The 22,674-nt window shown below is 54.7% G+C and carries 15 protein-coding genes, 1 tRNA gene and 1 pseudogene; 13 read left to right on the forward strand and 4 right to left on the reverse strand.

Going from position 1 to position 22,674, the window contains the following annotated elements; translation table 11 throughout:
* The 4 genes and pseudogenes from J1C54_RS11030 to J1C54_RS11045 all read left to right on the forward strand — a co-directional run.
* Nucleotides 1–1,542, forward strand: a pseudogene (locus J1C54_RS11030) (type I restriction endonuclease subunit R); the annotation flags it as partial.
* 779 nt (nucleotides 1,543–2,321) lie between these two features.
* Nucleotides 2,322–4,712: a TnsA endonuclease N-terminal domain-containing protein gene (locus tag J1C54_RS11035; protein ID WP_229147620.1), complete on the forward strand. Its 2,391-nt coding sequence runs from the start codon at nucleotides 2,322–2,324 to the stop codon at nucleotides 4,710–4,712.
* On the forward strand, nucleotides 4,702–5,787 hold the full coding sequence (locus tag J1C54_RS11040) for an ATP-binding protein (protein ID WP_229147623.1): 1,086 nt from the start codon (nucleotides 4,702–4,704) through the stop codon (nucleotides 5,785–5,787). The genes J1C54_RS11035 and J1C54_RS11040 overlap by 11 nt, the downstream gene beginning before the upstream one ends.
* Complete coding sequence (locus tag J1C54_RS11045) at nucleotides 5,784–7,172, forward strand: hypothetical protein (protein WP_229147626.1); 1,389 nt, start codon at nucleotides 5,784–5,786, stop codon at nucleotides 7,170–7,172. Before J1C54_RS11040 ends, J1C54_RS11045 begins: the two co-directional genes overlap by 4 nt.
* A 237-nt stretch (nucleotides 7,173–7,409) precedes the next feature.
* Here the strand turns inward: J1C54_RS11045 and J1C54_RS11050 are convergent.
* Nucleotides 7,410–7,486: transfer RNA gene (locus J1C54_RS11050), tRNA-Arg, on the reverse strand.
* Between the two features lie 219 nt (nucleotides 7,487–7,705).
* Between J1C54_RS11050 and J1C54_RS11055 the strand changes: the two genes are divergently transcribed.
* The 3 genes from J1C54_RS11055 (at nucleotide 7,706) to J1C54_RS11065 (ending at nucleotide 11,566) form a co-directional block, all read left to right on the forward strand.
* Entirely contained in the window at nucleotides 7,706–8,395 is a 690-nt protein-coding gene (locus J1C54_RS11055) for a response regulator transcription factor (RefSeq protein ID WP_229147628.1), read from the forward strand.
* Nucleotides 8,396–8,476: 81 nt separating this feature from the next.
* The gene (locus tag J1C54_RS11060; RefSeq protein WP_229147630.1) at nucleotides 8,477–11,038 is read left to right on the forward strand and encodes a CHASE2 and HATPase_c domain-containing protein; all 2,562 of its coding nucleotides are present in this window, start codon (nucleotides 8,477–8,479) and stop codon (nucleotides 11,036–11,038) included.
* Between the two features lie 72 nt (nucleotides 11,039–11,110).
* Complete coding sequence (locus J1C54_RS11065; protein WP_229147632.1) at nucleotides 11,111–11,566, forward strand: cytochrome c5 family protein; 456 nt, start codon at nucleotides 11,111–11,113, stop codon at nucleotides 11,564–11,566.
* Nucleotides 11,567–11,628: 62 nt separating this feature from the next.
* Here the strand turns inward: J1C54_RS11065 and rep are convergent, their stop codons facing one another.
* The gene (gene rep, locus J1C54_RS11070; protein WP_229147634.1) at nucleotides 11,629–13,650 is read right to left on the reverse strand and encodes a DNA helicase Rep; all 2,022 of its coding nucleotides are present in this window, start codon (nucleotides 13,648–13,650) and stop codon (nucleotides 11,629–11,631) included.
* 168 nt (nucleotides 13,651–13,818) lie between these two features.
* On the opposite strand from rep, the gene J1C54_RS11075 reads away from it, so the two are divergent.
* From J1C54_RS11075 to J1C54_RS11095, 5 genes are all read left to right on the forward strand, one after another.
* Nucleotides 13,819–14,577 (forward strand): SDR family NAD(P)-dependent oxidoreductase, encoded by a 759-nt coding sequence (locus tag J1C54_RS11075; protein ID WP_229147636.1) that lies wholly within the window; start codon nucleotides 13,819–13,821, stop codon nucleotides 14,575–14,577.
* A gap of 10 nt (nucleotides 14,578–14,587) precedes the next feature.
* Complete coding sequence (locus J1C54_RS11080; RefSeq protein WP_229147637.1) at nucleotides 14,588–15,787, forward strand: acyl-CoA dehydrogenase family protein; 1,200 nt, start codon at nucleotides 14,588–14,590, stop codon at nucleotides 15,785–15,787.
* Entirely contained in the window at nucleotides 15,787–16,791 is a 1,005-nt protein-coding gene (locus J1C54_RS11085; RefSeq protein ID WP_229147638.1) for a phosphotransferase family protein, read from the forward strand. Before J1C54_RS11080 ends, J1C54_RS11085 begins: the two co-directional genes overlap by 1 nt.
* A 4-nt stretch (nucleotides 16,792–16,795) precedes the next feature.
* Complete coding sequence (locus J1C54_RS11090) at nucleotides 16,796–17,152, forward strand: DUF6285 domain-containing protein (protein WP_229147639.1); 357 nt, start codon at nucleotides 16,796–16,798, stop codon at nucleotides 17,150–17,152.
* A 122-nt stretch (nucleotides 17,153–17,274) separates the two neighbouring features.
* Entirely contained in the window at nucleotides 17,275–18,147 is an 873-nt protein-coding gene (locus J1C54_RS11095; protein ID WP_229147640.1) for a metal-dependent hydrolase, read from the forward strand.
* 11 nt (nucleotides 18,148–18,158) lie between these two features.
* Here the strand turns inward: J1C54_RS11095 and J1C54_RS11100 are convergent, their stop codons facing one another.
* Nucleotides 18,159–20,321, reverse strand: a complete 2,163-nt coding sequence (locus J1C54_RS11100) for a sensor histidine kinase (protein ID WP_229147641.1) — start codon at nucleotides 20,319–20,321, stop codon at nucleotides 18,159–18,161.
* A 122-nt stretch (nucleotides 20,322–20,443) separates the two neighbouring features.
* On the opposite strand from J1C54_RS11100, the gene J1C54_RS11105 reads away from it, so the two are divergent.
* Nucleotides 20,444–21,088, forward strand: a complete 645-nt coding sequence (locus tag J1C54_RS11105) for a response regulator transcription factor (RefSeq protein WP_229147643.1) — start codon at nucleotides 20,444–20,446, stop codon at nucleotides 21,086–21,088.
* 14 nt (nucleotides 21,089–21,102) lie between these two features.
* Here J1C54_RS11105 and J1C54_RS11110 read toward each other — a convergent pair whose 3' ends face one another.
* A complete protein-coding gene (locus J1C54_RS11110) occupies nucleotides 21,103–22,587 on the reverse strand; it encodes a YifB family Mg chelatase-like AAA ATPase (protein WP_229147645.1) in 1,485 nt (494 codons plus the stop codon).
* Nucleotides 22,588–22,674 lie beyond the last annotated feature (87 nt).

Genomic DNA, 22,674 nt, shown 5'->3' on the forward strand with positions numbered 1-22,674 from the left:
CCCGATGCTGACGACACCGAGGTGGAATCGAAAAAGGCCTCTGCCACGCTGGCGCGCTGGGTGCGCTTGCATCCGCACAATATCAACCAGCGGGTAGAAGTGATTGTGGAGCACTTCCGTGGCCATGTGCGCCACTTGCTCGATGGTCAGGCTAAGGCCATGGTGGTCACCGGTAGTCGTCAGGAGGCGGTGCGTTACGCGCTGGCCATGCGCGCCTATGTGCATGACAAAGGCTACGAGGACGTACACCCGCTGGTAGCATTCTCCGGCAGCGTGCCGCCGGATGAGGTGATCCCTGAAGAAGTCACAGAAACCAGCAGCCTGCTCAATCCCGGCCTGCATGGCCGTGATCTGGCACAGGCCTTCGACACCGACGATTTCAATGTGATGATCGCCGCCAACAAATACCAGACCGGCTTCGATCAACCCAAGCTCTGCGCCATGTACGTCGACAAGAAGCTGCAGGGCGTGGACTGCGTGCAAACCCTGTCACGCCTGAACCGGACCTTCCCCGGCAAGGAAACCTTCATCCTCGATTTTTACAACGATCCGCAGGACATCCTCGATGCCTTCGCGCCTTACTACAACAAGGCCGAGCTGGAGAATGTGTCTGACGTGAATGTGGTGTACGACCTGCAGAAGACGCTGGATCAGGAGCAGATCTACCACTGGGAAGAAGTCCGCGAGTTCGCTTTGACGTTCTTTGATCCGACGGCCGCCAGCAGCAAGCTCAGCTATTACTGCCACCCGGCCAAGGAGCGATTCGCCATCCGTTACAAGGCCGCGCTTGATGATATTCGCGTCTGGCGGGAGAGCTTGAGAGCGGTAGAGCGCAATGGTCATAAAGCCGACGGCAAGCGCGCCGAGCAGGAGCTGAAGGAAGCCGGGGAGCGCAAGGACGCCCTGGATCTGTTCCGCAAAAACCTGCAGAGCTTCGTCCGGGCTTATGAATTCCTTTCTCAGATCGTTCACTACGATGACGTCGAGCTGGAGCAGCTGTGCGTTTACGCCAAACACCTGCACCCGCTGCTGCGCGTGGACCGACTGGATGAGGAAAAGGTAGACGTGACCGAGCTACAAATGACGCACTACCGCCTGACCAAGCGCGCCGAACACCAGCTGCGACTGGAGGAAGAGGATGGTGAGTATGGCCTCAAGCCGCTCAGTGAAGTGGGCTCAGGCAAGCCCCATGACCCGGAGAAGAAGCGCCTTTCCGAAATTATCGAAAAGCTGAATGATCTTTTTGGGCTTGAAGTCACCGAACAGGACAAGTTGCATTTCGCTAATGGCATTGCCGACCGCATTGGTCGAGATGAAGAAGTTATGGAGCAGGTGCGTTCGCACAGCGCCGAGCAGGTAATGCATGGCCTTTTTCCGAAGAGGGTCACGGACGCAGTGCTGGATGCCCTTGGCGATCATGAGAAGTTGTCGGTGCCGATTCTGGAAAGCCAAGATACGCAGAGGGAGTTTGCGCTGGTGATTCTCCGGATGCTCGCGGGTAGGCTGGGGGAAAATAGTGCTCCAGAAACCGCCCATTGGTGATGTCATTGCATGCCTGCTATCTGCGGCAGACCCAGCTTAGTTGCTTACATCTTTTGCCCCCCCCCCCCGACATTAATCTTTAATTTTTCAATCGAAGAATTGAAGACGGAAAATGTACATAAAGCATTACCTGACTTCCATATAGAAAAATAGTGCTCGGCCGGGAAAGCAGAAATTACTGCACTCACAATTTATAATTTTTCCTATGATATTCGTAGAATATGGAAGATTTATCTCAATTAATAAGGCGAGATATAGAATAATTCAAATTGAATTCGCGAAGTAATCCTGCGACAGAAAGTGTTTAATATTCGGATTGCTGGCGGGAAAAATGATAATAGGCCGCACTCTATTGATTCGCTTTTATAGCCCTTTTTCAGATCATTTCCCGTATAAAGTATACGATACGGAATCTGATGGAACGTCGATCAAAATCACGCCGAAAGATATTTCAACTCTGCCAGAGAAAACTTCGAGAAATCCCTTCGTCCGTCACAAAGAAAATTGTTGTTCTATGAAAGAAAAATGGTTAGGTTGCCGAGGATTTCGTTGCGACTTATCGTCGCGGTGCCTAATAACTAGTGCGGAGAATCAATATGTAAAGCGGCAGCCATATAGCTGAGAGAGATTGGACCTTGGCGCCAACCAAGGCCCGGGTTCTGCAAATGCCCCCCCCCATCATCTCTCCAAAAATCAGAAGTGTCAATACATCAGACATCTGTCTGCGGGCGTCCTTTGGCCGAACAAAGCCAATATTGCCCCAGACGGGAGGAGAGGCTATGCGCGAAATAAATCAGGGTCGGCTCACGGAGTTGGCACTACGATCAGATCAGTTGACGGCGGCCGGCAAGTACCTCGTGCTTTCCGCTCTTAAGAATGGACCGGTGAGAAGGGTCGGCGACGGTGCTTCCAGGTCAATGTCAGGTTTCTTTTACTCGAGCAAGAATGGATCGACGGTTTATGTAGAGTCGATGACTGAGCTCAGGTTCTGTATGTCGCTTGAGCTCAACAGCCAAGTCATTGGATACGTTGAGCAACCCATGACTCTCAATATCGAAATTCCCGTGAGGGGGAAGAAGAAGGCGAGAAAGGGGTCATATACGCCTGACTTTTTAGTTTTCTACCAGTCTGGGGAGATAGAGCTTTTTGAGGTGAAGACTCGTGATGATCTGGAGTCGCTGTGTGGCAATGAGCCAGACATGTGGAAAAACGATGATGGTAAGGTCAGCTTTGTTCCTGCGGAGGATGCAGCTCTCAGTCTTGGCCTCGGTTTTAGCATATTCGCAGCCGAGATAAACAAGGTAAGGGATGCAAATCTTGAGATCTTATGGGCTTGTATAAACAATAGCGCGTACCTAGAGCATCGCTACGATAGTCAGATTCGGGCGAAATCACTCGATTCGCTAAAACGGCACCTTGGCCGGAGAGGCGATCTCTCTCTTACAGAGGCCAGAGAATATCTTGGCCTAGAAGACTACTCCTTACTAATCTACTGGCTGGCTCATGGGCTTATCAAATCCGATTGGTGTAACTTCCCTATCATATTCTCTGATGACTTTAGTATCTGGGAAGGGGAAAGAGAGGACATTCCACAAAATAGGAACGAAATCTCTACGTCAATAGAGCGAGAGATTTTCGGAATTAAAAGTCCAGAGGAACAAAGGAGTATAGAGAAGGCACTGCACAGGTATGAGTCTGGATCCTTGGCCAGAGCAACGCGGTATAGGTGGAAGAATAAGATTCAAAGTGCGTTGAGTCGTGGCGAAAGCGCGGAGTCAGTAATTCTTCCGAAGCATAAAGAAAAGGGAAATAGAAGCCCCCGTATATCCCCTGAAGAGATGGATGTGCTGCAATCCAGTGTGAAAAAGTACTTCCTCAATAGCGAGGGTAACTCCTTCAAGGTTTCATATCTGAGATACTGGAATGATATGGAGGTATGCTTGCCTGGCAAGCGGCCAGTATCCATCACAACATTCAAGAAGTACTGCAAATCCGTTGACCATGTTTTAGCTGCTCGTGCGCGAGGGGGTCGGCGTCTGGCAAATTCGGTTGCACCTTCTGTTATAGCAGAGCGACGTCGATTGAAAACCGGCCTCCCTTTCATGATCGGAAGCATTGATCATTGGATTATGGATAGCAAATTTATTGTTTCCGCTGGTAGCAAGATAAAAGTTAGACCAATACTGACCGTGCTTGTAGACCATGCAACGCTCACAATCTTGGCCTGGTGCATCACCCTGCTACCGCCCTCTGTGCGTAATATTTCGCTAGTCTTCAGGCATTGTGTCCGGAAATGGGGGCGTATTCCTATGATATGGAACTCGGATCAGGGCGCTGAGTTTCTAAGCAAATTTATGCGCGATGCTCTCGGCGGCTATGAAAGCGGTCATCTACTGCGCCCGCCAGCAAATGGCCGATTCGGCTCGGAGATTGAGGGTACATTTAACAGGATCAGAAATCTATTCTCGCAGGCAATTGGAGGGTTGGTGCATAGATACGATAAATCTAGATCATTTGACAGGCAGTGCGACTCTAATAATAGAGCATCCGTAAACATTACTGAGCTATGCGCAAGATTCTCGATATTTGTGGAGCAATACAACTCGAGAATTATTGGAAATCAATCTGTCGATCCGATTGTCCAGTTGCAGAATCTGCACGGAGACTATCCTTTCTCAGGTACAAAAATTGACGTCACAGATGCATTCTACTTTCGTACTGCGATCGATGTTCCTGACGGCATAAAATTAACCAACCAAGGAATACTTCACAAAGGTACTTGGTATAACTCCGATAGCACTCGCAAGTTCATTGGGAGAAAAGTTCCTGTCAGGTTTGACCCTGAAGAACATTCCATGATCTACGCTCTACTGGGAGAGAGTTGGAAGAAGTTGACAAGTACAAATCATGAAATGGAAAAGCTTAGATCAATTCATGACCATACGGCACACAACGCATGGATGCTTGATGGTCAGGAGATAAGAAAACGAGTAAAGCTAGAGATAGATAGACAAATTCTACGCGAGCAGAAAGATTTTCAGACGAAAATTGACGTGATTCAAGATGATTCCGAGACCAATGAGCCCCAAGGGAAATATGGTCCTAGTAAAGAACCAGTTGAATATTTTGATCCCTTTTCAATATTTGAAGGAGATCATTATGAAGGCTGATAGCAAATCACTTCAGAAGAGATTTCATGCTCTTGATAGTATTTTCGTCCATAAGGCACTTTCTGATGCGGTAGGTCAGATTATCTATAGGATGGAGTACCTTCAAAATAACATCATTACGCTTGTTGGGCCAACTCAGGTTGGAAAGACAACAGCCATGAGGTTGGTTGAGGAGTCGTACTCTGCCCAAGTTGAGGTGGGAGCTATGAGATTTGTCAGGCTAAATCTCAGGGCGGGCTCTGGAAATATCGATAACGAGAGGAAAATCATATTCCAGAAAATTCTTGACCAACTAGCGTTCCCGGGCAAGACCTATCAGGGCATCCCGGATGAGATGATAGGTCTTACCTCAAGCCGAATTAGGAGGTCTTCGCTGACCGAGCTCCGAGTTGCTGCGGAGCGAGCTCTAAGTACCGGCCAGATAACAGTGGTAATTGCTGATGAAGCCCAGGAATTATCTGCGGGTGTCAATTCTTTTATTCCCTGCAAGGGTCAGATGTCGGTACTAAAAGATCTTTCTGGCCACGATAACGTAATTGTTGTGCTGGTTGGCGGGTATGCCGTGATGGATATCTATGCAATAGATCCGCACTTGGGAGGTCGTCTTAGTGTCGTTGGATTTCATCCATATTCATCGACCGGAGATGGGAAACGCGAGTTTGCTTTATCGTTGAATAAATTGACCGAAAATCTACCAGTCAAAAGCAAAAGAGGATCTATGCTCGATTGGTTTGACAGGCTATATGAATTTTGCTGCGGAAATATCGGAATTCTTCAGAAAGTTGTGAAAGAAATTATTGCCGAGGCGGATTTGATGGGCGCAGAAGAAATCACCGAAGAGCATGTTATTTCTAGAACTGAGGATGTGTCTTCGAGAGATGCGCTGCTAGAAGAATATGCAATTGGGCTAAGTTGTTTCCCCAGCGTGCAAATTTTCTCGGCGGAACAGATCATTTCCGCCTACAAAACAAGAGAAGGGAAATCCCCCTCGGTGGGAGGTGGCGTAAAAGGTGGGAGGAAGGGCCGCGCCAAGCAGACCAAGGTATCCGGTGATGTTCGCGGAGGTCTGATATGAAAAAATTTCTAAAAGCGTCAATTATAGGAGTTGGATCATATGAGATCGAATCATTCATGTCATTTTTTTGCAGATGGGCATGGCTTCATTTTCTAACACCTTCTGCCTTTGCTCTGGAGGTCGCGAGGGCCTGGGAGGATATAACGGGAGAGAGATTTCCAGTAAATGCAAAAGGATTTCATAATGTGAGACAACTTTTGAGGCCTGCGGAGTTTTCCTCAGCGTTTCTGCATGCGTCTTCTATCATCTTGGATGATCTTGATCTCGAAAAGGGAACATTCACCCCATTGGAGGATTGTATTTCAATTTCATGCCTTATAAATCCAAGTGCGTCTTGGTGTGGTGATTGTTTTCTTGAGCATCTTGATCATGGCACGACACCATACATTCGGCATTACTGGACGATTAGATCCGTAAAACGATGTCTTCGTCATGGGGGTTATCTGCGTATTGTCTGCCCACACTGCGGATCTCTGCAGGATAGGCTTGTCATTCAGGAGTCGGTAGCTCATTGCCAATCTTGCAGAAAGTTTATGGCTATTAGAGGAGATGGAGGGGATATTCCGTGTCGCGAGAATATCGATGAGCATTCCATCGCAATGATGCACCTCTGCGATCTTGTATCAAATGGGTGGCGTGCTAATAGAGACGTTATTAGAGATAATTTGTTGAAGATACTTAGGGCAAGACCTTTTGCATATAGCCCGCCACACCCGTACAAAAGAAGCGATATTGTAGCGAATGATTATTACAATGTGGTTTCTAATTGTAGGAAGTTCATAGCAAATAGGGATCGCCGCATTTCTGTTCTTGACATACTTAATATTTCTGAGTCAGTGGCAAACATTTCCTTTCTTGAGGTTCTGACGTCGGAGAGACCGGTTTGGCAAACTGCGCTGAAGTTGGGTACCACACTTCGTCTGCCGGCTTATCACATGCCCATTAGGCCGGTGAAAGATCGCCACAGAGATCATTTTGGGGTTTTGCATAGATTCAAGCAGATTGCCTCAAAGGAAGGTGAGATTCATTCGCTTAAGGTAGTCGCGGCGAAGCTGGGGGTCTCGGTCGGATATTTGCAGTATCGATTTCCCTCGGAAGTTTCAGATTACCGACTGAGATATAAGACATACAAAGAGCAGGACCGTCGGCTAAGGCGGGCGAAAGCAATAACGGTTGTGAGGGCTTATTTGGCAGATGCGAGGTGGCCGGAAGAGAGGGTCTCAAGGCCTAAGTTAGTGGAGGAGCTGAGGGTCCGGACGGGGCTCGGGAGGAACGATCTTGATAGGGCTGCGATCATGGTCATGGGGGTCGGCAAGGCCAAGGTTGCTTATCGCACCAAACCTAGATCGAAGCTGCCGTCGAATGTCTTTGAGGACGTTGGCTAGGTCCGTTGACTCGGTGCGGTGGGTATTCTGCGACGGGGCGGATTGCTGAGATGTATTCACATCTAGATGGCTTGAAGCGGCAGGGTACTGGGGGGATTACCGGGGCGTCTGGTCTAGCTGGGTGGGGAAGGCTACTGTTTGGCCGTCTCACTTTATGGTTATGTGAAAAACCATAAAATGAGAAAACGTCTCACTATATGGTTCCACAATCAAGAAACAGCTAGACGGCTGCTTGAATGGCGCACCCGACAGGATTCGAACCTGTGACCCCTGCCTTCGGAGGGCAGTACTCTATCCAGCTGAGCTACGGGTGCGGAAATCATCGTCTTGCAAGACCCGGCACAGGGCCGGGCCGCGAATGATAGCGGCTTTGCCTTCGTAGCGTCCACCGGCATGGTGAAAATGCTCTCTTTCTGTTCCCAGGAGACTTGTGGGCGTTCCCATTTTACAATTTTTTCCAACGACTGATCGGTCAGTTAGCTACTCTTCCCTTAGGGCCGGCCTTGCTTCCTGACCGGTCATGGAGAGATCGATTGAGAATAGCCTATCTGGAAGATGATCCGGCCCAAGCCGAACTGGTCCGCCACTGGCTGACGGGAGCAGGGCACTCCTGTTCCCACTGCAGCAACGGCCGCGAGTTAATGACGTTGTTGCGTCGTGACAGCTTTGATTTGCTGCTTCTCGATTGGGAAGTGCCGGATATGTCCGGCGTCAGTGTGCTTGAGGAAGTGCGAGGTGCGGGCAATAGGGTACCGGTGCTATTCGCCACCCAGCGCGACGACGAGGCGTCCATTGTCGGGGCATTGGGCAAGGGTGCAGACGATTATATGGTCAAGCCCGTCAAGCAGGCTGAATTGCTGGCTCGCATTGCTGCGCTGGGCCGTCGTGCCGGCATTGAAGACTCCCATCAGGAAGAAAGCTTCAGTCTTGGCCCATGGCAGATCGACCGTGGCCGCCGCACTATTTCCGTTGAGGGGACAGTGGTCAAGTTGACAGACAAGGACTTCGAGCTGGCCTGTTACCTGTTCCAGAACGTGGGCAAACTGTTGTCGCGCGGCCATTTACTGGAAAAAGTCTGGGGTATCATGACGCCCATCGAGTCACGCACGGTGGATGTGCATGTCAGTCGTATCCGCCGTAGCCTGCATATTCGCCCGGAAAACGGCTATCGGATCAAAACGGTGTACCAGCATGGCTACCGTCTGGAAGCTGTGACGAACTGATATTTGGCATTCTCTCGTTGCATTCCGTTCACGGTTCGGACTACATAAAGGTGTTATCCGAGCCGGGAAAGGACTCCGATTGTGGCCGATCTGCTATTGCGTCGCCTGCTGTACCGTTTTCACCTTGAGCATCTGACGATTACCGTCCTGCTGGGGCTGCTATGTGCGGTACTGGCCGGGACTGGCGCTCTATCGTCCGTTGATCGGCGGCTCTATGACGGCCTGTCCGGCACTCTTTCGGCAGAGCCAAACCCCGACATTCTGATCGTTGCGATTGATGACTTCAGCCTGCGTCAGATTGGCCCCTGGCCCTGGGATCGCGCCGTCCACGCGGCGCTGGTGAATCAATTGCATGACTACGGTGCCCGCGCAGTGCTGGCTGATTTTCTTATTTCCGGGCCTGACGCCGCCCGACCTGACAGCGATCGGTTGCTGGCCGAGGCGCTGGCAAGGCATGGCCGTGTCTACCTGCCGGTGCATGTCGAGCAACTGCGAGGTGGTCAGACGGTAGAAGGGCTGCCCTGGCGTGAATTTGCCGAGGTTGCCCATCGCCTCGGTCATGTTGATCTGGTTATGGACAGTGATGGTGTGGTGCGCAGCCTGTGGCTGCGCTCTGGCGTTGGCCAGGCGTTTTGGCCTCATATCGGTCTGGCCCTGCTGGAGGACGAGGCTCCCTTAGTGGCCTACCAGTATCAGCGGCGTGAGCGTGGTGACAGCAGCGCCAGACTGAATATTCGCGACTACCCACGGCGCATCCCATTCAGTCAGGGGGAGTATCCACGCGTTTCCGCGGTGGATTTAATCGACGGACGGGTACCAGCAGAGCTGGTTGAAGGGCGTATAGCGCTGATTGGTGCCACTGCAGAAGGGCTGGGCGACAGGTTTAAAACCCCCCGCTATGGCGACCTTTCGGTGCCGGGAGTGGAGATTCATGCACGGGTGCTGGATGGTCTGCTGCGTGATCAATTGATCCGCGACGCCTCGCCGCTGGTCAGCGTGCTGTTGAGCGTGCTGATTGCATCGTTGGCGCCACTGCTGCTGCCATTTTGCCGGCCGGGCTGGGGGGTGCCTTTGATAGGCACGCTACTGCTAGTGGCAATGGTGCTATGCATGGTACTGCTGCGCAGTGAAATCTGGTGGTCGCCGGCAGCGGCAATGGTCACTGTGCTTGCCGCAGGACCGCTGTGGACGTGGCGGCGGCTTGAATATAGTTTCGATTATCTGCAGCGCATCATCAGGCAGATGATGCGTCCCGGCGAACACAGCGGCCGCTTGATGCAGCCTGCCGATATCGCGCCGTTGTTGCGTATGCTGGGGGCGCTGCCAATACGTGCCTGGCGGCTGGAAAATCGGGCAGCCACCGGCGGCCTGCAAACCGGCGGTGAATCAGTGGAAGACTCCAGCTGGCAAGGGCAGTCGGCCAGCCATTACCTGTTCAGTCGCGGCCATGAGCAGTTTGAGCTGAGCTTGTTGTGGCGCAGTCCCCTGTTGGCAGAGCAGCTGGAAACAACGGTCCAGGCCATGCTGGCCAGAGTATCCGCACCGGCACCGACGCGGGCGGCGGCACTGCGATCAGTGGCTGGCTTGGTGGATAGCATTGGTGGGGCAGAACGCAGGCAGCGTGGCTTAACGCGAGCTCTGCATGCTGCCCTGTCGAAGCTGGACCAGGGAGTGCTGCTGGCGGATGCCTGCGGAGAAGTGCTGCTGGCCAACAACCGATTGCTTGACGTGCTGGAGCTGAAGGGACGCTCCTTGAGCGGCTGGCATCTGCTGGATCTGGCCCGTGACCTGAGGCTGGATGATGGCCGTTGGAACGATTTGCTGACCTCCGCCCTGGAGCAAGGCAGGGTGGAGGTTGAGCTGCCTGGGCGCCATGGCGAGTCGCTGTTGCTAGCCATCAGCCGGGTCGATGCCGGTGGCCAGATCGGTCAGGTGATCATTCTGCAGATCAGTGATATCACAGCGTTGGTGCGGGTGCGCCGTACCCGTGCGGAGTTGCTGCACTTTCTGTCCCACGACTTGCGTTCACCCATGATTTCTATTCTGGCGCTAACAGAAAAAATGCGTCAGAGCCCCGGCGGTACCCGCTTGCCGGACTTCCTTGACCAGCTGGATGTTCATGCCCGTCGTAATCTGGGGGTGGCCGAGCAGTTCCTGCAACTTATCCGGCTGGAGTCCATGCTGCAGATCGACATGATTGATCTGGACATGCTGTCGGTGGTGGAAAGTGCCGTAGAGCAACTGCATGAGCAGGCCGAGATGGCGGAGGTAGCCATTCGGGTGGATTACCGTGATGAAGATCAGGTCTGGGTGCGAGGCAATCATGAGCTGCTGACCCGGCTTCTTGTCAATCTGCTTAGCAATGCGGTGCGCCACAGCGTGCCGGGCAGTTCTGTGGATGTGCGGCTATATCTGGACAATGGCGAGGTGTGTTGCGAGGTGCGCGACCGCGGCGCGGGTATTGCACTGAACCGTCAGTCACAACTGTTTAGCCAGCTGCAGGAAGATGGCAAAGGGCTTGGCCTGCGCTTTGTCGGGCTGGTGGCCAGTCGTCATGGTGGCCGGATGTTATTGGCCAGTCAGCCGGGTGAAGGCTGCCGTTTCACTCTCGCTTTACCGGCTCTGGTGTTGGATGAGCTGTAATCCCTACGCGGCGTGGGTATAATGCCGCCCGACTACGGCTCCGGCCGACCCAGGCATAGAGAGGTAACTACCGTGAAAAAGCTGATTGTATCTGCAGCCCTGTCCGCCCTGTTGGCGTCCGGCGTCGTAATGGCCAAGAGCACCAAGGAAATCTCCCCGTACCCGTTGGGTGAGCGTTCCACGTTCAGTGATCGCGCTATTGCCGAGCGCCTTAGCCCGGTAGGCACGGTCTGTGTAGAAGGTGAAGACTGTGGTGGCCCCGCCGCGGTTGAAGTGGCTGCTGGTCCCCGCGCCGGTGATGCGGTTTACAACGGTGCCTGCATGGCCTGTCACGCGACCGGTGCTGCTGGTGCACCGAAAGTTGGCGACAAGGCTGCATGGGCTCCGCGTATTGGTCAGGGCATGGCCACGCTGGTGAAGCACTCTATCGAGGGCTTTAACGCTATGCCGCCGAAAGGCATGTGCATGGATTGCTCTGATGATGAAATCAAAGCTGCCGTGGAATACATGGTTGGCCAGAGCCGTTAATCGCGGCGAAATAGAAAAGGGCGCTGCGGCGCCCTTTTTTGTTGATGTTTTCTAAGCTGATACTAGCGATTGAGCATGGCTTTGATTGCTGCCAGAGTGTCTTCTGCTACTTGCTCGGTTTTTGACTCGTCCACCTGCACGCCTTCCCCCTGAAAATCGATATCATCTGCAGGCATTTCCTCGACGAAACGACTGCGCGCGGTGTCGATTCTCTCTCCATATTGTTTGCGCGATAGCGCGTGTGTCATGGTAAGAGTTTCGCGCGCCCGGGTGATGCCTACGTACATCAGGCGACGCTCCTCGGTGATACTGTCCTCCTCAATGCTTGTCCGGTGTGGCAGCAGCTCTTCCTCCACCCCCATCATATAGACATGGGGATATTCCAGGCCCTTGGCGGCATGCAGGGTAAGCATTTGCACCCGATCGGAATCATCCTCTTCCTCTTGCTGCTCCAGCATGTCGATTAATACAAGCTTGCGGATAACTGCCTCAAGGTCGGAGCTGTCATCCTCCTCTTCCTGTTTGTTAAGCATACGTTCGATGCTGGCCACCAGTTGGCCAACATTCTCCACTTTCTTTTCACCAATACGCGGGCTACTGGCCTGAGTGATAAGCCAGCCTTCGTAATCCATATCGCTGATTAATTCTTTTACTGCCTGCAGGCTGTTGTCGCTAAAACAGTATTGGCGTTTGTGATCCAGCCAGCTTTTGAACTCTCGCAGTCGCGCCGCAGCTTTGCCGCCAAGTGCTTCGTCTAGCGCGATATCGTCACACACATGATACATGCCTTGGCCACGCTTGACCGACCAGTTGGCCAGCTTTTCCAGTGTTGCCGGGCCGATCTCACGGCGTGGTGTGTTGATGATGCGGAGAAAGGCGTTGTCGTCATCCGGGTTAACCAGCAGGCGCAGGTAACACATCAGATCCTTGATCTCGGTGCGGGCGAAAAAACTTTGCCCACCAGACACCTTGTACGGTACCTGCATGGTCTGGAACTTCATCTCAAGCAAGCGAGACTGGAAATTTCCCCGATAAAGAACCGCAAAGTCCTTCCACTTCAGCGCCTTTGTCAGGCGTTTATGGATGATGTCGCCGGCAATCCATTCGGTCTCCGCCTCTTCGTCGCGCAGCGACATCACCCGGATTGGATCGCCGTAGCCATAATCTGACCACAGTGACTTTTCGAAAACATGGGGGTTATTGGCAATTACCGCGTTGGCAGCCTTGAGAATGCGACCGGTGGAGCGATAGTTCTGCTCCAGCTTGATGACTTTCAGATCAGGAAAGTCGCTTTGCAGCTGAGCCAGATTCTCCGGCTTTGCTCCGCGCCATGCATAGATCGACTGATCATCGTCGCCCACCACGGTGAACTTGTTGAGCGGCTCAACCAACTGTTTGACCAGCTCGTACTGACAGCCGTTGGTATCTTGATACTCATCCACCAGCAGATAGCGGATGCGATTGCGCCACTTCTCCAGAATTCGCGGCTGCTCACGAAACAACAATACCGGGAGCAGGATCAGGTCATCAAAATCTACCGCGTTACAGGCTCGCAGCATGCGGTTGTATTCGCCGTAGGTGATGGCGGCGCGCTGCAGCTCTTCGGAGTCGGCACTGGAGAGCGCCTGCTCCGGTGTCACCAGGTCATTTTTCCACTGGGATATCTTGCTCTGGAAAAATTCCACTGCCTGGATATCGCGTTCCGACTCTCCACGATGCAACAGCTCGCGCATCAATTCACGGCTGTCAGATTGGTCGAGAATGGAGAAGCCACTGCGTAGCTTGACTGCGGCCATTTCGGTTTTCAGGATCCGCAGCCCGAGGTTGTGAAAGGTGGAGACGATCAGGCCGCGGGCATCCTCGCGGGGTACCAGCTTCAGCACCCGCTCCTTCATTTCCCGGGCTGCCTTGTTGGTGAAGGTTACCGCGGCAATATGGCGCGCCGGCATGCCGCGCTCCTGAATCAGAGAAGCAATCTTCTGGGTGATCACACTGGTTTTGCCCGAGCCAGCGCCAGCCAGCACCAATAGCGGCCCATCGGTCCAGTTCACGGCTTCCTGTTGACGGGGATTAAGGCGGCTCACAGCGGGGTTCCTTCAGCGGGCCGCCATGATACCAGCTCAAGGCCGGCCGCTGACACCAGCGTCCGCAGGACTGAGCGATTCCGTCCTTGTTGCCGACGGGGGCGTCCTTTAACGTCGGCCCTCTATAGGTTCGCCGTGCGGACCATCTCTGACCTTGAGGGCCCTGTGATGACCGATAACCTGTTCTCCCTGAGTGGCAAACGCGTGCTGATTACTGGCGCTTCCAGCGGCTTTGGTGCTCATTTCGCCAAGGTGCTGGCCGGTGCCGGCGCCGACGTAGTGCTTGCGGCACGGCGGGTGGAGAAACTGGAGGAAACAGCGACCGAGGTTCGGGCGCTGGGTCGTCATGCGGTGGTTCTGCCTATGGATGTGTCCAGCCATGCCAGTGTTGAAGAGGCTTTCAGTGCCATGCCGGAGATCGATGTGGCCATCAACAATGCCGGCATCAACCGCGTTGGCACCTGTGACGGTCTTGATGAGGAAGACTGGGACGCGGTTGTTGATACAGACCTGAAAGGTGTCTGGGCAGTGAGCAAGTTTGCCATTCGTCAGTGGCGCCGCGATAGCCGCCCCGGCAACCTGATCAATATTGCCTCCATCCTCGGCCTGCGGGTCGGAGCCCAACTACCGCCCTATACTGCCTCTAAAGCGGCGGTGATCCAGCTAACCAAGTCTATTGCGCTTGATTACGCTCGCTACAACATTCGCTGCAATGCTATTTGCCCTGGATTTTTTCGTACCGAGATCAACAGCGACTGGCTGGAAACCGAGGCCGGCATAAGTCAGATCAAACGGGTGCCAATGCGACGTACCGGCGAGATGAAGGAAATGAGCGGTCCTCTGCTGATGCTTGCTTCCGATGCCTCTGCTTATATGAGTGGTTCAATTATTGCCGTTGATGGCGGACACCTGTGCTCGTCGCTGTAAGGAGAACATGATGGATTTTTCACTGCCGCAGAATATTGAAAAGCTGCGATTAAAGGTGCGCGACTTTGTCGCCAAAGAAGTCATGCCGCTGGAGCAGAACAAGAGCAATTTTGATGAGCACGAAAACCTCAATGAAGATGTGGTCGCAGCATTGCGAGTGAAAGCAAAAGCGGCTGGGCTGTGGGGTTTTCAGGTGCCGAAAGAATATGGCGGCCTTGATGTCGGCGTGGTGGGAATGGCGGCGTTATATGAAGAAGCGGCGCGCTCGCCATTCGGGCCGGTAGCGTTTAACTGCGCGCCGCCGGATGACGGCAACATGATCGTGCTTAACAAGATTCTTTCTGAGGAGCAAAAAGCTCGCTGGTTGCAGCCCATCATCGACGGCAAGGTGCGCTCTGCTTTTGCCATGACCGAACCGGATGGCGGTTGTGGTTCTGATCCGTCTCTGACCTATACCAGTGCTACCCGGGAGGGAGATAACTGGATTATTCGAGGACGAAAGTGGTTCATTACCGGAGCAGAAGGCGCGCAGATTTTTATTCTGGTCGCGAAAACTTCTGATGACCCACGCAAGGGGCTGACTGCCTTTCTGTTTGATGCGGATCAGCCCGGCTGGGAGGTTGTCCGGCGTATCGGAATCATGGGCCCGGAAGAGCATGGCGGGCACTGTGAGCTCAAGTTTGATGGTCTGGTGATTCCGGACAGTCAGCGCCTGCTGAATATCGGCGATGGCCTGAAAGTTACCCAGATCCGTCTTGGTACGGCGCGCTTGACCCACTGCATGCGTTGGCTTGGTCTCGCCAAGCGCTGCATGGAAGAAGCCGCCGGCTATGTGGAGAAGCGCATGAGCTTTGGCACCACTCTGTCCGAACACGAAGGCGTGCAGTGGATGCTCGGCGATGTGGCCAAGGACATTCAGATTGGCCGGCTGCTGACTATGCAGGCCGCCTGGAAGCTTGATCAGGGGGACTTTGCCCGCACCGATATTTCCATCGCCAAGATTCATGTGGCTGACACGTTGCATAAAGCAGCTGATACCGCGATTCAGTTGTGTGGTGCGCGTGGCTACTCAAAAGACACCTTGCTCGAATGGATCTATCGCTATGCCCGTCAGGCCCGTCTTGTGGATGGCGCCAGCGAAATTCACAAAATGGTGTTGTCTCGTGCCTACCTGAAAGAAAAGGCAGATTTCTTTCACTGGGGCGTGTAATGCAGTCAGTTGAACAGAAGGCCATTGCCGACTGGCTTGCTGCAAAAACTGGCAAGCCGGTGCAGCTCAGTAATGTGCGGGCGCTTTCCGGTGGCGCTATTCAGGAAAACTGGGCGGCAGATATTGATCTGGGTGATGAAGTTATTGCAGCGGTGATTCGCTGCGATGCGCCTTCGTCAGTATCCGACAGTCTTTCCCGGCAGCAAGAGTTCGCGCTGCTTAAAGCCGCCTTTGCCAATGGTGTTACCGTGCCGGGGCCGTTGTGGCTTGGCGATCCGGCGCTATTGGGTCGTGATTTCTTCATCATGCGTCGCGCCAATGGGACCGCCGCCGGGCACAGGCTGGTGCGTGATCTGTCGCTGGCAAATGATCGTCCGGCGCTGGCCCGACAACTGGGTCGCGAGTTGGCACGGATCCATGGGATCAGGCCACCCCGTGATGATCTGGACTTTCTGCCGCTTCCAGAGATTCATCCTGCCCAAGAGTTCGTTGATAGTGCACGTGCATTTCTGGATCAGTATCACAGCGCTTTTCCGGCACTGGAATGGGGACTGAACTGGCTGGAAGATAATATGCCGGCACAGGAGCCGCTATGCCTGGTGCATCGTGATTTCCGTACCGGCAATTACATGGTGGATGAGAATGGCCTGACGGCGGTTCTTGATTGGGAGTTCACTGGCTGGTCACAACCGCTGGAAGATTTGGGGTGGCTGTGTGCGCGGTGCTGGCGCTTCGGCCAACAGGGTGATGATTATGCGGTGGGCGGCATTGGTCATCGCGACGATCTGTTTGCCGGCTATCAGGAAGTATCGGGCCGCAAGCTTACCGCTGAGCAGGTGTACTATTGGGAAGTTTTTGCTCATCTGCGCTGGGCAATGATCGCCATCAAACAGGGTGAAAGGCATTTGTCCGGTGCGGAGCCATCCCTGGAGCTGGCGCTAACCTCGCACATTGTTCCCGAGCTGGAATTACACATCCTGCGTATGACCGGGTTGGAGGGCTAAAACTATGCGTATTCAACCGGACGGAATTAATCTGCTTGATACGGTCACTGCTCTGTTGCGTGATCAGGTGCTGCCGTCTGCTGCCGCTGACCAGCAGTACGCCCTGCGTATGGCTTTGAACGCTATTGGCATTGCCCGTCGACAGCTGGCCAATGGCAGTCAGGCTGAACAGCAGGAGCAGGCATTGATGGCCGAGCTGCTGGCGGAGCAGGGCAGTCACGAGCAGCTATCTCGGCTATTGGCCAGGCAGGTGCGTGAAGGCAAGGTCAAAAGCAGTATGCCGCTGCGTGATTTGTTGTGGCAGGTTACGCTTCAGCGCGTTCGGGAAAGTGCGCCGCGCTATCTCAAGCAGGAAGGATAAAGCCGTTCTCAAATGCCAGAATTTCTGGAACCGCTGTTCCGGATTGGCACAAAATGCCCTGAATGTCTGCTCGGCGACGGCCCATACTTTGGTCATTGCGGATAAGCCACAGGAGTTAGCCAATGAATGCCCGCGCCCAGACAGCCATACGTCGTACTAATAAAAGTGATATTCAGCCGCGCAAGATGGATTTCCAGTTCGATCCAGGCATTGAGCGTTACTGGTTCGGAGGCGATCAGTTCAAGACTCTGTTGCTGACTGCGCTGTCCTGCACTTTTCCTGAGGGGGAGCGTTTCTTCGTCCGTTCAGTGCGCCACTACCAGAAAAATCTTACCGACCCACTGCTCAAGGAGCAGGTAAAGGGCTTCATTGGTCAGGAAGCGCACCATGGCAATGAGCACGAAGTTTTCAATGCCTTTATGGAAGAGCGTGGTGTGCCCACCAGCAAGGTATCGGACTTTGTGCTGAATGGCCTGAAGATGCAGGGCAAGGTGTTGTCGCCGGAGCGTCAGCTCGCCAAGACCTGTGCCTTGGAACACTTTACCGCCATGCTGGCCGAGTTGATTCTTGAGCGTCCTGAATTTCTCGAAGGCATGGATCAGCGCATGCTGCCTCTATGGTTGTGGCATGCCGTTGAAGAGAGCGAGCACAAGGCGGTGGCTTTTGATGTCTATCAGGATCAGGTAGGCAGCTACTGGACCCGTACCAGCGAAATGGCGATCACCACGGTCGAGTTCGTCGGCTTCACCATTTTCCATTACTTCCAGCTGCGTGCGGAGATGGATGACAAGACGGATTTTCGTTCTGTAATGAATGGCTTCAACTGGCTGCTGGGCAAGCCGGGCTGGCTACGTCGTCTGGGGCCGTCCTATCTGGCTTACTTCAAACGAGATTTTCACCCTTCTAAGAAAGACAGCAGTCAGCTACGTCAGCAGGGACTGGAAAAGTTGGCACGCATGCTGAACCGTCCAGAGCTTCTCGAATTCGCTGCCTGAAACACGCCCTATCAGAGCGGGAGAGGGTCTCCCGCTCTATCGTCAACTTGCAACGGCACACGCACGTTTACCCACCAGAAATCCTGCTGCACGCCGATGCCCGCCACACCGCCGAGACGTGTGGCTCGTTGCCTGATAATGCCAATGCCGCGACCTTCGTGGGAGCCCATTTTGTCCTGGTTCAGGCCATCGTTTTCCACCGATATGGCCAGTGAACCTTCCCGCTCAGACAGCTTGATCCTGATTACTGATGGGGCAGCATGGCGTAGCGCGTTGCTGACTGCCTCGCGGACAATTCTTGTCAGGTCAGCAATACGGCGCTGATCAATCTCTGTATCCAGAGAGGCCAGCGAGGAATGCCATTCAAGCGTTACGCCGCCAGCATCGCAACGCTGACGTGCTTCCTGCTCCCACTGCAGGGCTGCCTCATCCAGAGATAGCGTGAAGGTCTCCATAGTGCTGAGCAGGTCACGCAGATCGCGAATGGCATCCCTTACCAGTTTCTGTTCATCGGTGGAGTTGCTACGGTGTAACAGGGTCAGCAGTTTGGCGCCCAGATCATCATGGATATCCTGACGGATACGATCGCGTTCACTACGCGCGCCCTGTTCATGGGCGCTTAATGACTCCTCGACTAAACGATACAACTGCAGAATCAGGGTCGCCGCTTCGATATCGCGGGAAGTAAAAAGTCGCGCGCCTTGATCCGCATGATGTAATCGCAAAACAGTATGATCTGCCGGGCTGGGTAGCTGAAGGCACAGCCCGTTGTCGGTGATTGCTGGCTTGACCAGTGTGCCTTCCGTTTCGGTGATGTCCAGCGGGTTAAATACAGCAGCGGCCGACTGTTGAAGTGCGTTGCCGAGCTGGTTGGTGCGCGAAGCGGAAACCATTGGCGGCATTGCCTGAGCCAGCCAGTCCTCAATGGTTCTGCCGCGCCGTCTGGCCAGCTTGCTCCATAGCCACTGACGCAGAGGAAAATAGATCCATCCCACCAGTGCAACTGCGAGACTCAATGCAATCGGTTTTGACAGCGCCAGGAAGCTGACCAGCAGTAGATCGATGGCGATTACTGCGAGACCGCCAAGAAACCATGCCCAGATAGAAAACCACCAGCGCTCCAGCTGGAATAGCTTGTAGCGGGTTATGCCGAAAGCCAGTCCGATGTACATGATCAGGAACGCGCCAAACATAACGCCTTGAGAAGCTGGCGGCATGACGCCCAGCGCGGCAGGAATGATAATGACGCCGGCGAATAGACCGGTGGCAAGGTAGATGGACAGCAGAAACCAGCGCAAAGCGGCACGGTCGGCCGGCTTGCTGCGCGTGCCCAGCCACTGGAAAAAGGCGAACACAAAGCTGAGGGCAAAAATAGCCAGCACGGACAGATGGAATTGTGCGCTTGTGCTGGTCAGTTGCAGGGTATCAGAGACCCATGTCAGTGCGGCAACCAGATAGCACAGTGAGGCAATGGGAAAGCGGCCGATGCGGATCGGGTAATGCCACAGCAGGCTGGTCAGGGAGGCGGTGAAGAACAGCGCTCCAAAGTGATTGGCGATGGACAGGGTGCGAAACAGGTCACCGTCGATCAGCAGCTCGCGGGTGCTGTATACCGCAGCGGCGGGGGCGAAAATCAGATAGCCAATACCTGTCATGAAGTACAGGGCGGCAGGCAGGCTGCGGAGACGTACGCTCCAGACGATGGCTCCGGTCATGGCGCCAATCATGCCGAACGCCACCTGCAACCAAAACAGCAATGGCAACGAGTGAAGCGGCCGCGTGCTGGTGGCCAGAGCAAGTTGTTCGCCGCTGTCGCTGACCACGGAAAGGCTACCGCTGCTGGCAGCGTTAGCGAGGGTGCTGCTGTCGTCCATCAGTTGGTTGTAATCGGCGTATGCCGGCAGCACATCAGGCTCTTCAATTAGCAGTACTGCGTTGGCGTCGATGTATCTCTCTGCAGCCTGAAAGCCGGTGGCCCGCATGCCATCGGTGAATGTGGCAGCATTCGGCCCATGACGATCGACGCTCTGAACGGTCAGTCCGCCATCAGGGTGAACAGACCAGCTGATCCCGGTCCAAGGCAGTGACAGGGCGGTACTTACGCTTAGCAGCAGAACGCACAGGGCCAGCAGGCCGCTGAGTGTCACGGTCAGGCGGGGAGAAGGATTGAACACAAGTAGGCTTCCTGTCTTACTGATATCAAAAAATACCACCCGCGTTTATGGGGGTAGGTGGCGACGCGACACCGTGCCATCATCGGGATTCTGTGGAAAAAGTCACGACAACGGAAGAGCAAATGGACTGCAGTGATATTTTACTTGTAGAAGACGTGGTCGATGTGAAGGTTTGGCTGACCCGTCTGGTGCACAGCCATTTCCCGGACAGTGTGGTCAGAACTGCTGAGAACCGGGCTGCCGCCTTGCTGGCTGTGGGTGAGCGCCCGCCGTGCCTGGCACTGGTGGATCTGGGCCTGCCCGATGGCTCCGGCATCGACATCATCCGCGCCCTGAAAAAAGTGCGTCCGGAATGCACCTGCGTTGTGACCACAATCTTTGATGACTCTGACCACCTTTTTTCCGCCCTGCACGCCGGGGCCGACGGTTATCTGCTTAAGGATGAGCCGGAGGAAGAGTTCGTTCTGCACCTGCGAGGGATCCTTGCCGGTCGCCCTCCACTTAGTGCTGCAATCGCTCGTAAGCTACTTGGCGTATTCAAACCGGTGCCGGAGGAAACCGTGCGCCTGGCGCCACGGGAGGAGCAGGTGTTGACGCTCATTGCTCGCGGTTACAGCGTGCGCAAAGCGGGCGAGATGCTGGGCATTTCCCAGCACACCGTGGCGGGCTATCTGAAAACCATCTACCAAAAGCTGCAGGTTAACTCGCGGGCAGAGGCCACCCTTAAAGCAGTGGATTTGGGGTTGGTGGCTTCGTTGGTACGTTGAGTATTGGCTCTGGCTCAGGGTTGGCTTAGCCGGTAACTAAGTGCCTCGGCAAGATGCGCAGTGGAAACCTGTGTTTCTTCCTGCATATCTGCCAGTGTGCGCGCCACTCGCAACGTTCGATGTAGCGAGCGGGCGGATAACGTCATCCGTTGCATCGCATCACTTAGCCAGGCGCCATGGGCTGCAACTATGGGCTGTAGCTCGCTACTGCTCAAATGCTGGTTGAGCTTCTCCTGTCTGGATAGCTGGCGCTGGCGAGTGGCACGGACTCTTTCGCGCACTGGGCCGCTGGCTTCGCCTTGATCCAGTGACACCAGCTCATCTGGCTTAACGGCGGCAACCTCCAGATGCAGATCAATGCGATCTAGCAGCGGGCCGGATAGCTTGGACTGATAGCGCCGTGCCTTTTCACAGCTATAGCCGCAACTGCGCTGCGGGTCGCCGAAGTAACCGCAGGGACAGGGGTTCATGGCAGCAACAAGCTGGAAGCATGCGGGAAAGGTGGTTTGCCTTGCGGCTCTGGCAATGCTGACTTCGCCGGTTTCCAGTGGTTCGCGCAGTACCTCCAGCACGCGACGATCGAACTCGGGAATTTCATCCAGAAATAGCACCCCATGGTGGGCCATGGAGATCTCCCCAGGGCGCGGATAGCTGCCGCCACCGACCATGGCAATGGCGGAGGCGGTGTGGTGGGGGCCTCGAAACGGCGGCAGGTAGAACTGCGCCGGTGGGCGCGGCCGGTGTAGTGAATGAATCGCTGCCACATCCAGAGCCTGCTGCTCATCAAGGGGCGGCAGCAGGCCGGGCAGACGACTGGCGAGCAGGCTTTTGCCACTACCCGGCGGGCCACATAGCAGCAGGGAGTGGCCGCCACTGGCGGCGATTTCCAGAGCACGTCGCGCCTGTGGCTGACCTCGGACGTCTGATAGACAGGGCCCAGCGCTATCGGCGGCTGGCATGGCAGGCGGGCTGGCCGGAGATAGTGGGGTGATTCCTTTGAGGTGGGCACAGGCAGCTTGCAGGCCATTGGCGCCGAGCACTGACGCGCCGCGGCACAGGCTGGCTTCCTCAGCATTATCTGCGGGCAGTAGCAGGGTACGACCAGCCCGGGCGCATGCCAATGCTGCCGGTAACACCCCCATCACCCCGCGCAGTGCCCCGTCTAGCGCCAGCTCGCCGATGCATTCGAGGCCATCAATGGTCTTGCCGGACACCTCACCGCTGGCGATCAGAATGCCTAGCGCAATGGGCAGGTCAAATCGTCCGCCATCCTTGGGCAGATCCGCCGGAGCAAGATTTACGGTGATACGGGTCTGCGGAAAAGGAAAGCCTGCATTAACGATGGCGGAGCGCACCCGATCACGTGACTCGCGCACTGCGGTGGCCGGCAGCCCAACAATGGTGAACGCCGGTAATCCGGGGCCAAGATGGGTTTCCACTCTTACCGACGGCGCCTGAATACCTAGCTGGGCGCGACTGAATACCTGCGAGATGGCCATAGATCCTCCTGTTTTGAGGAGTGTCGATGGCGCTTCGGGTTCGGCGCGTACTTGATAGCCGCCACCCCGGGTCAGTGATTGGCGAGA

Source organism: Alcanivorax sp. 1008 (assembly GCF_020667895.1).
GTDB lineage: Bacteria > Pseudomonadota > Gammaproteobacteria > Pseudomonadales > Alcanivoracaceae > PGZG01.

What these genes read in the sequence shown, in the direction of transcription:
- J1C54_RS11085 (WP_229147638.1), top strand. Translation starts at nt 15,787, where the DNA reads ATGCAGTCAGTTGAACAGAAGGCCATTGCCGACTGGCTTGCTGCAAAA.
- J1C54_RS11045 (WP_229147626.1), top strand. Translation starts at nt 5,784, where the DNA reads ATGAAAAAATTTCTAAAAGCGTCAATTATAGGAGTTGGATCATATGAG.
- J1C54_RS11035 (WP_229147620.1), top strand. Translation starts at nt 2,322, where the DNA reads ATGCGCGAAATAAATCAGGGTCGGCTCACGGAGTTGGCACTACGATCA.
- J1C54_RS11040 (WP_229147623.1), top strand. Translation starts at nt 4,702, where the DNA reads ATGAAGGCTGATAGCAAATCACTTCAGAAGAGATTTCATGCTCTTGAT.
- J1C54_RS11110 (WP_229147645.1), bottom strand. Translation starts at nt 22,587, where the DNA reads ATGGCCATCTCGCAGGTATTCAGTCGCGCCCAGCTAGGTATTCAGGCG.
- J1C54_RS11095 (WP_229147640.1), top strand. Translation starts at nt 17,275, where the DNA reads ATGAATGCCCGCGCCCAGACAGCCATACGTCGTACTAATAAAAGTGAT.
- J1C54_RS11080 (WP_229147637.1), top strand. Translation starts at nt 14,588, where the DNA reads ATGGATTTTTCACTGCCGCAGAATATTGAAAAGCTGCGATTAAAGGTG.
- J1C54_RS11090 (WP_229147639.1), top strand. Translation starts at nt 16,796, where the DNA reads ATGCGTATTCAACCGGACGGAATTAATCTGCTTGATACGGTCACTGCT.
- J1C54_RS11075 (WP_229147636.1), top strand. Translation starts at nt 13,819, where the DNA reads ATGACCGATAACCTGTTCTCCCTGAGTGGCAAACGCGTGCTGATTACT.
- J1C54_RS11105 (WP_229147643.1), top strand. Translation starts at nt 20,444, where the DNA reads ATGGACTGCAGTGATATTTTACTTGTAGAAGACGTGGTCGATGTGAAG.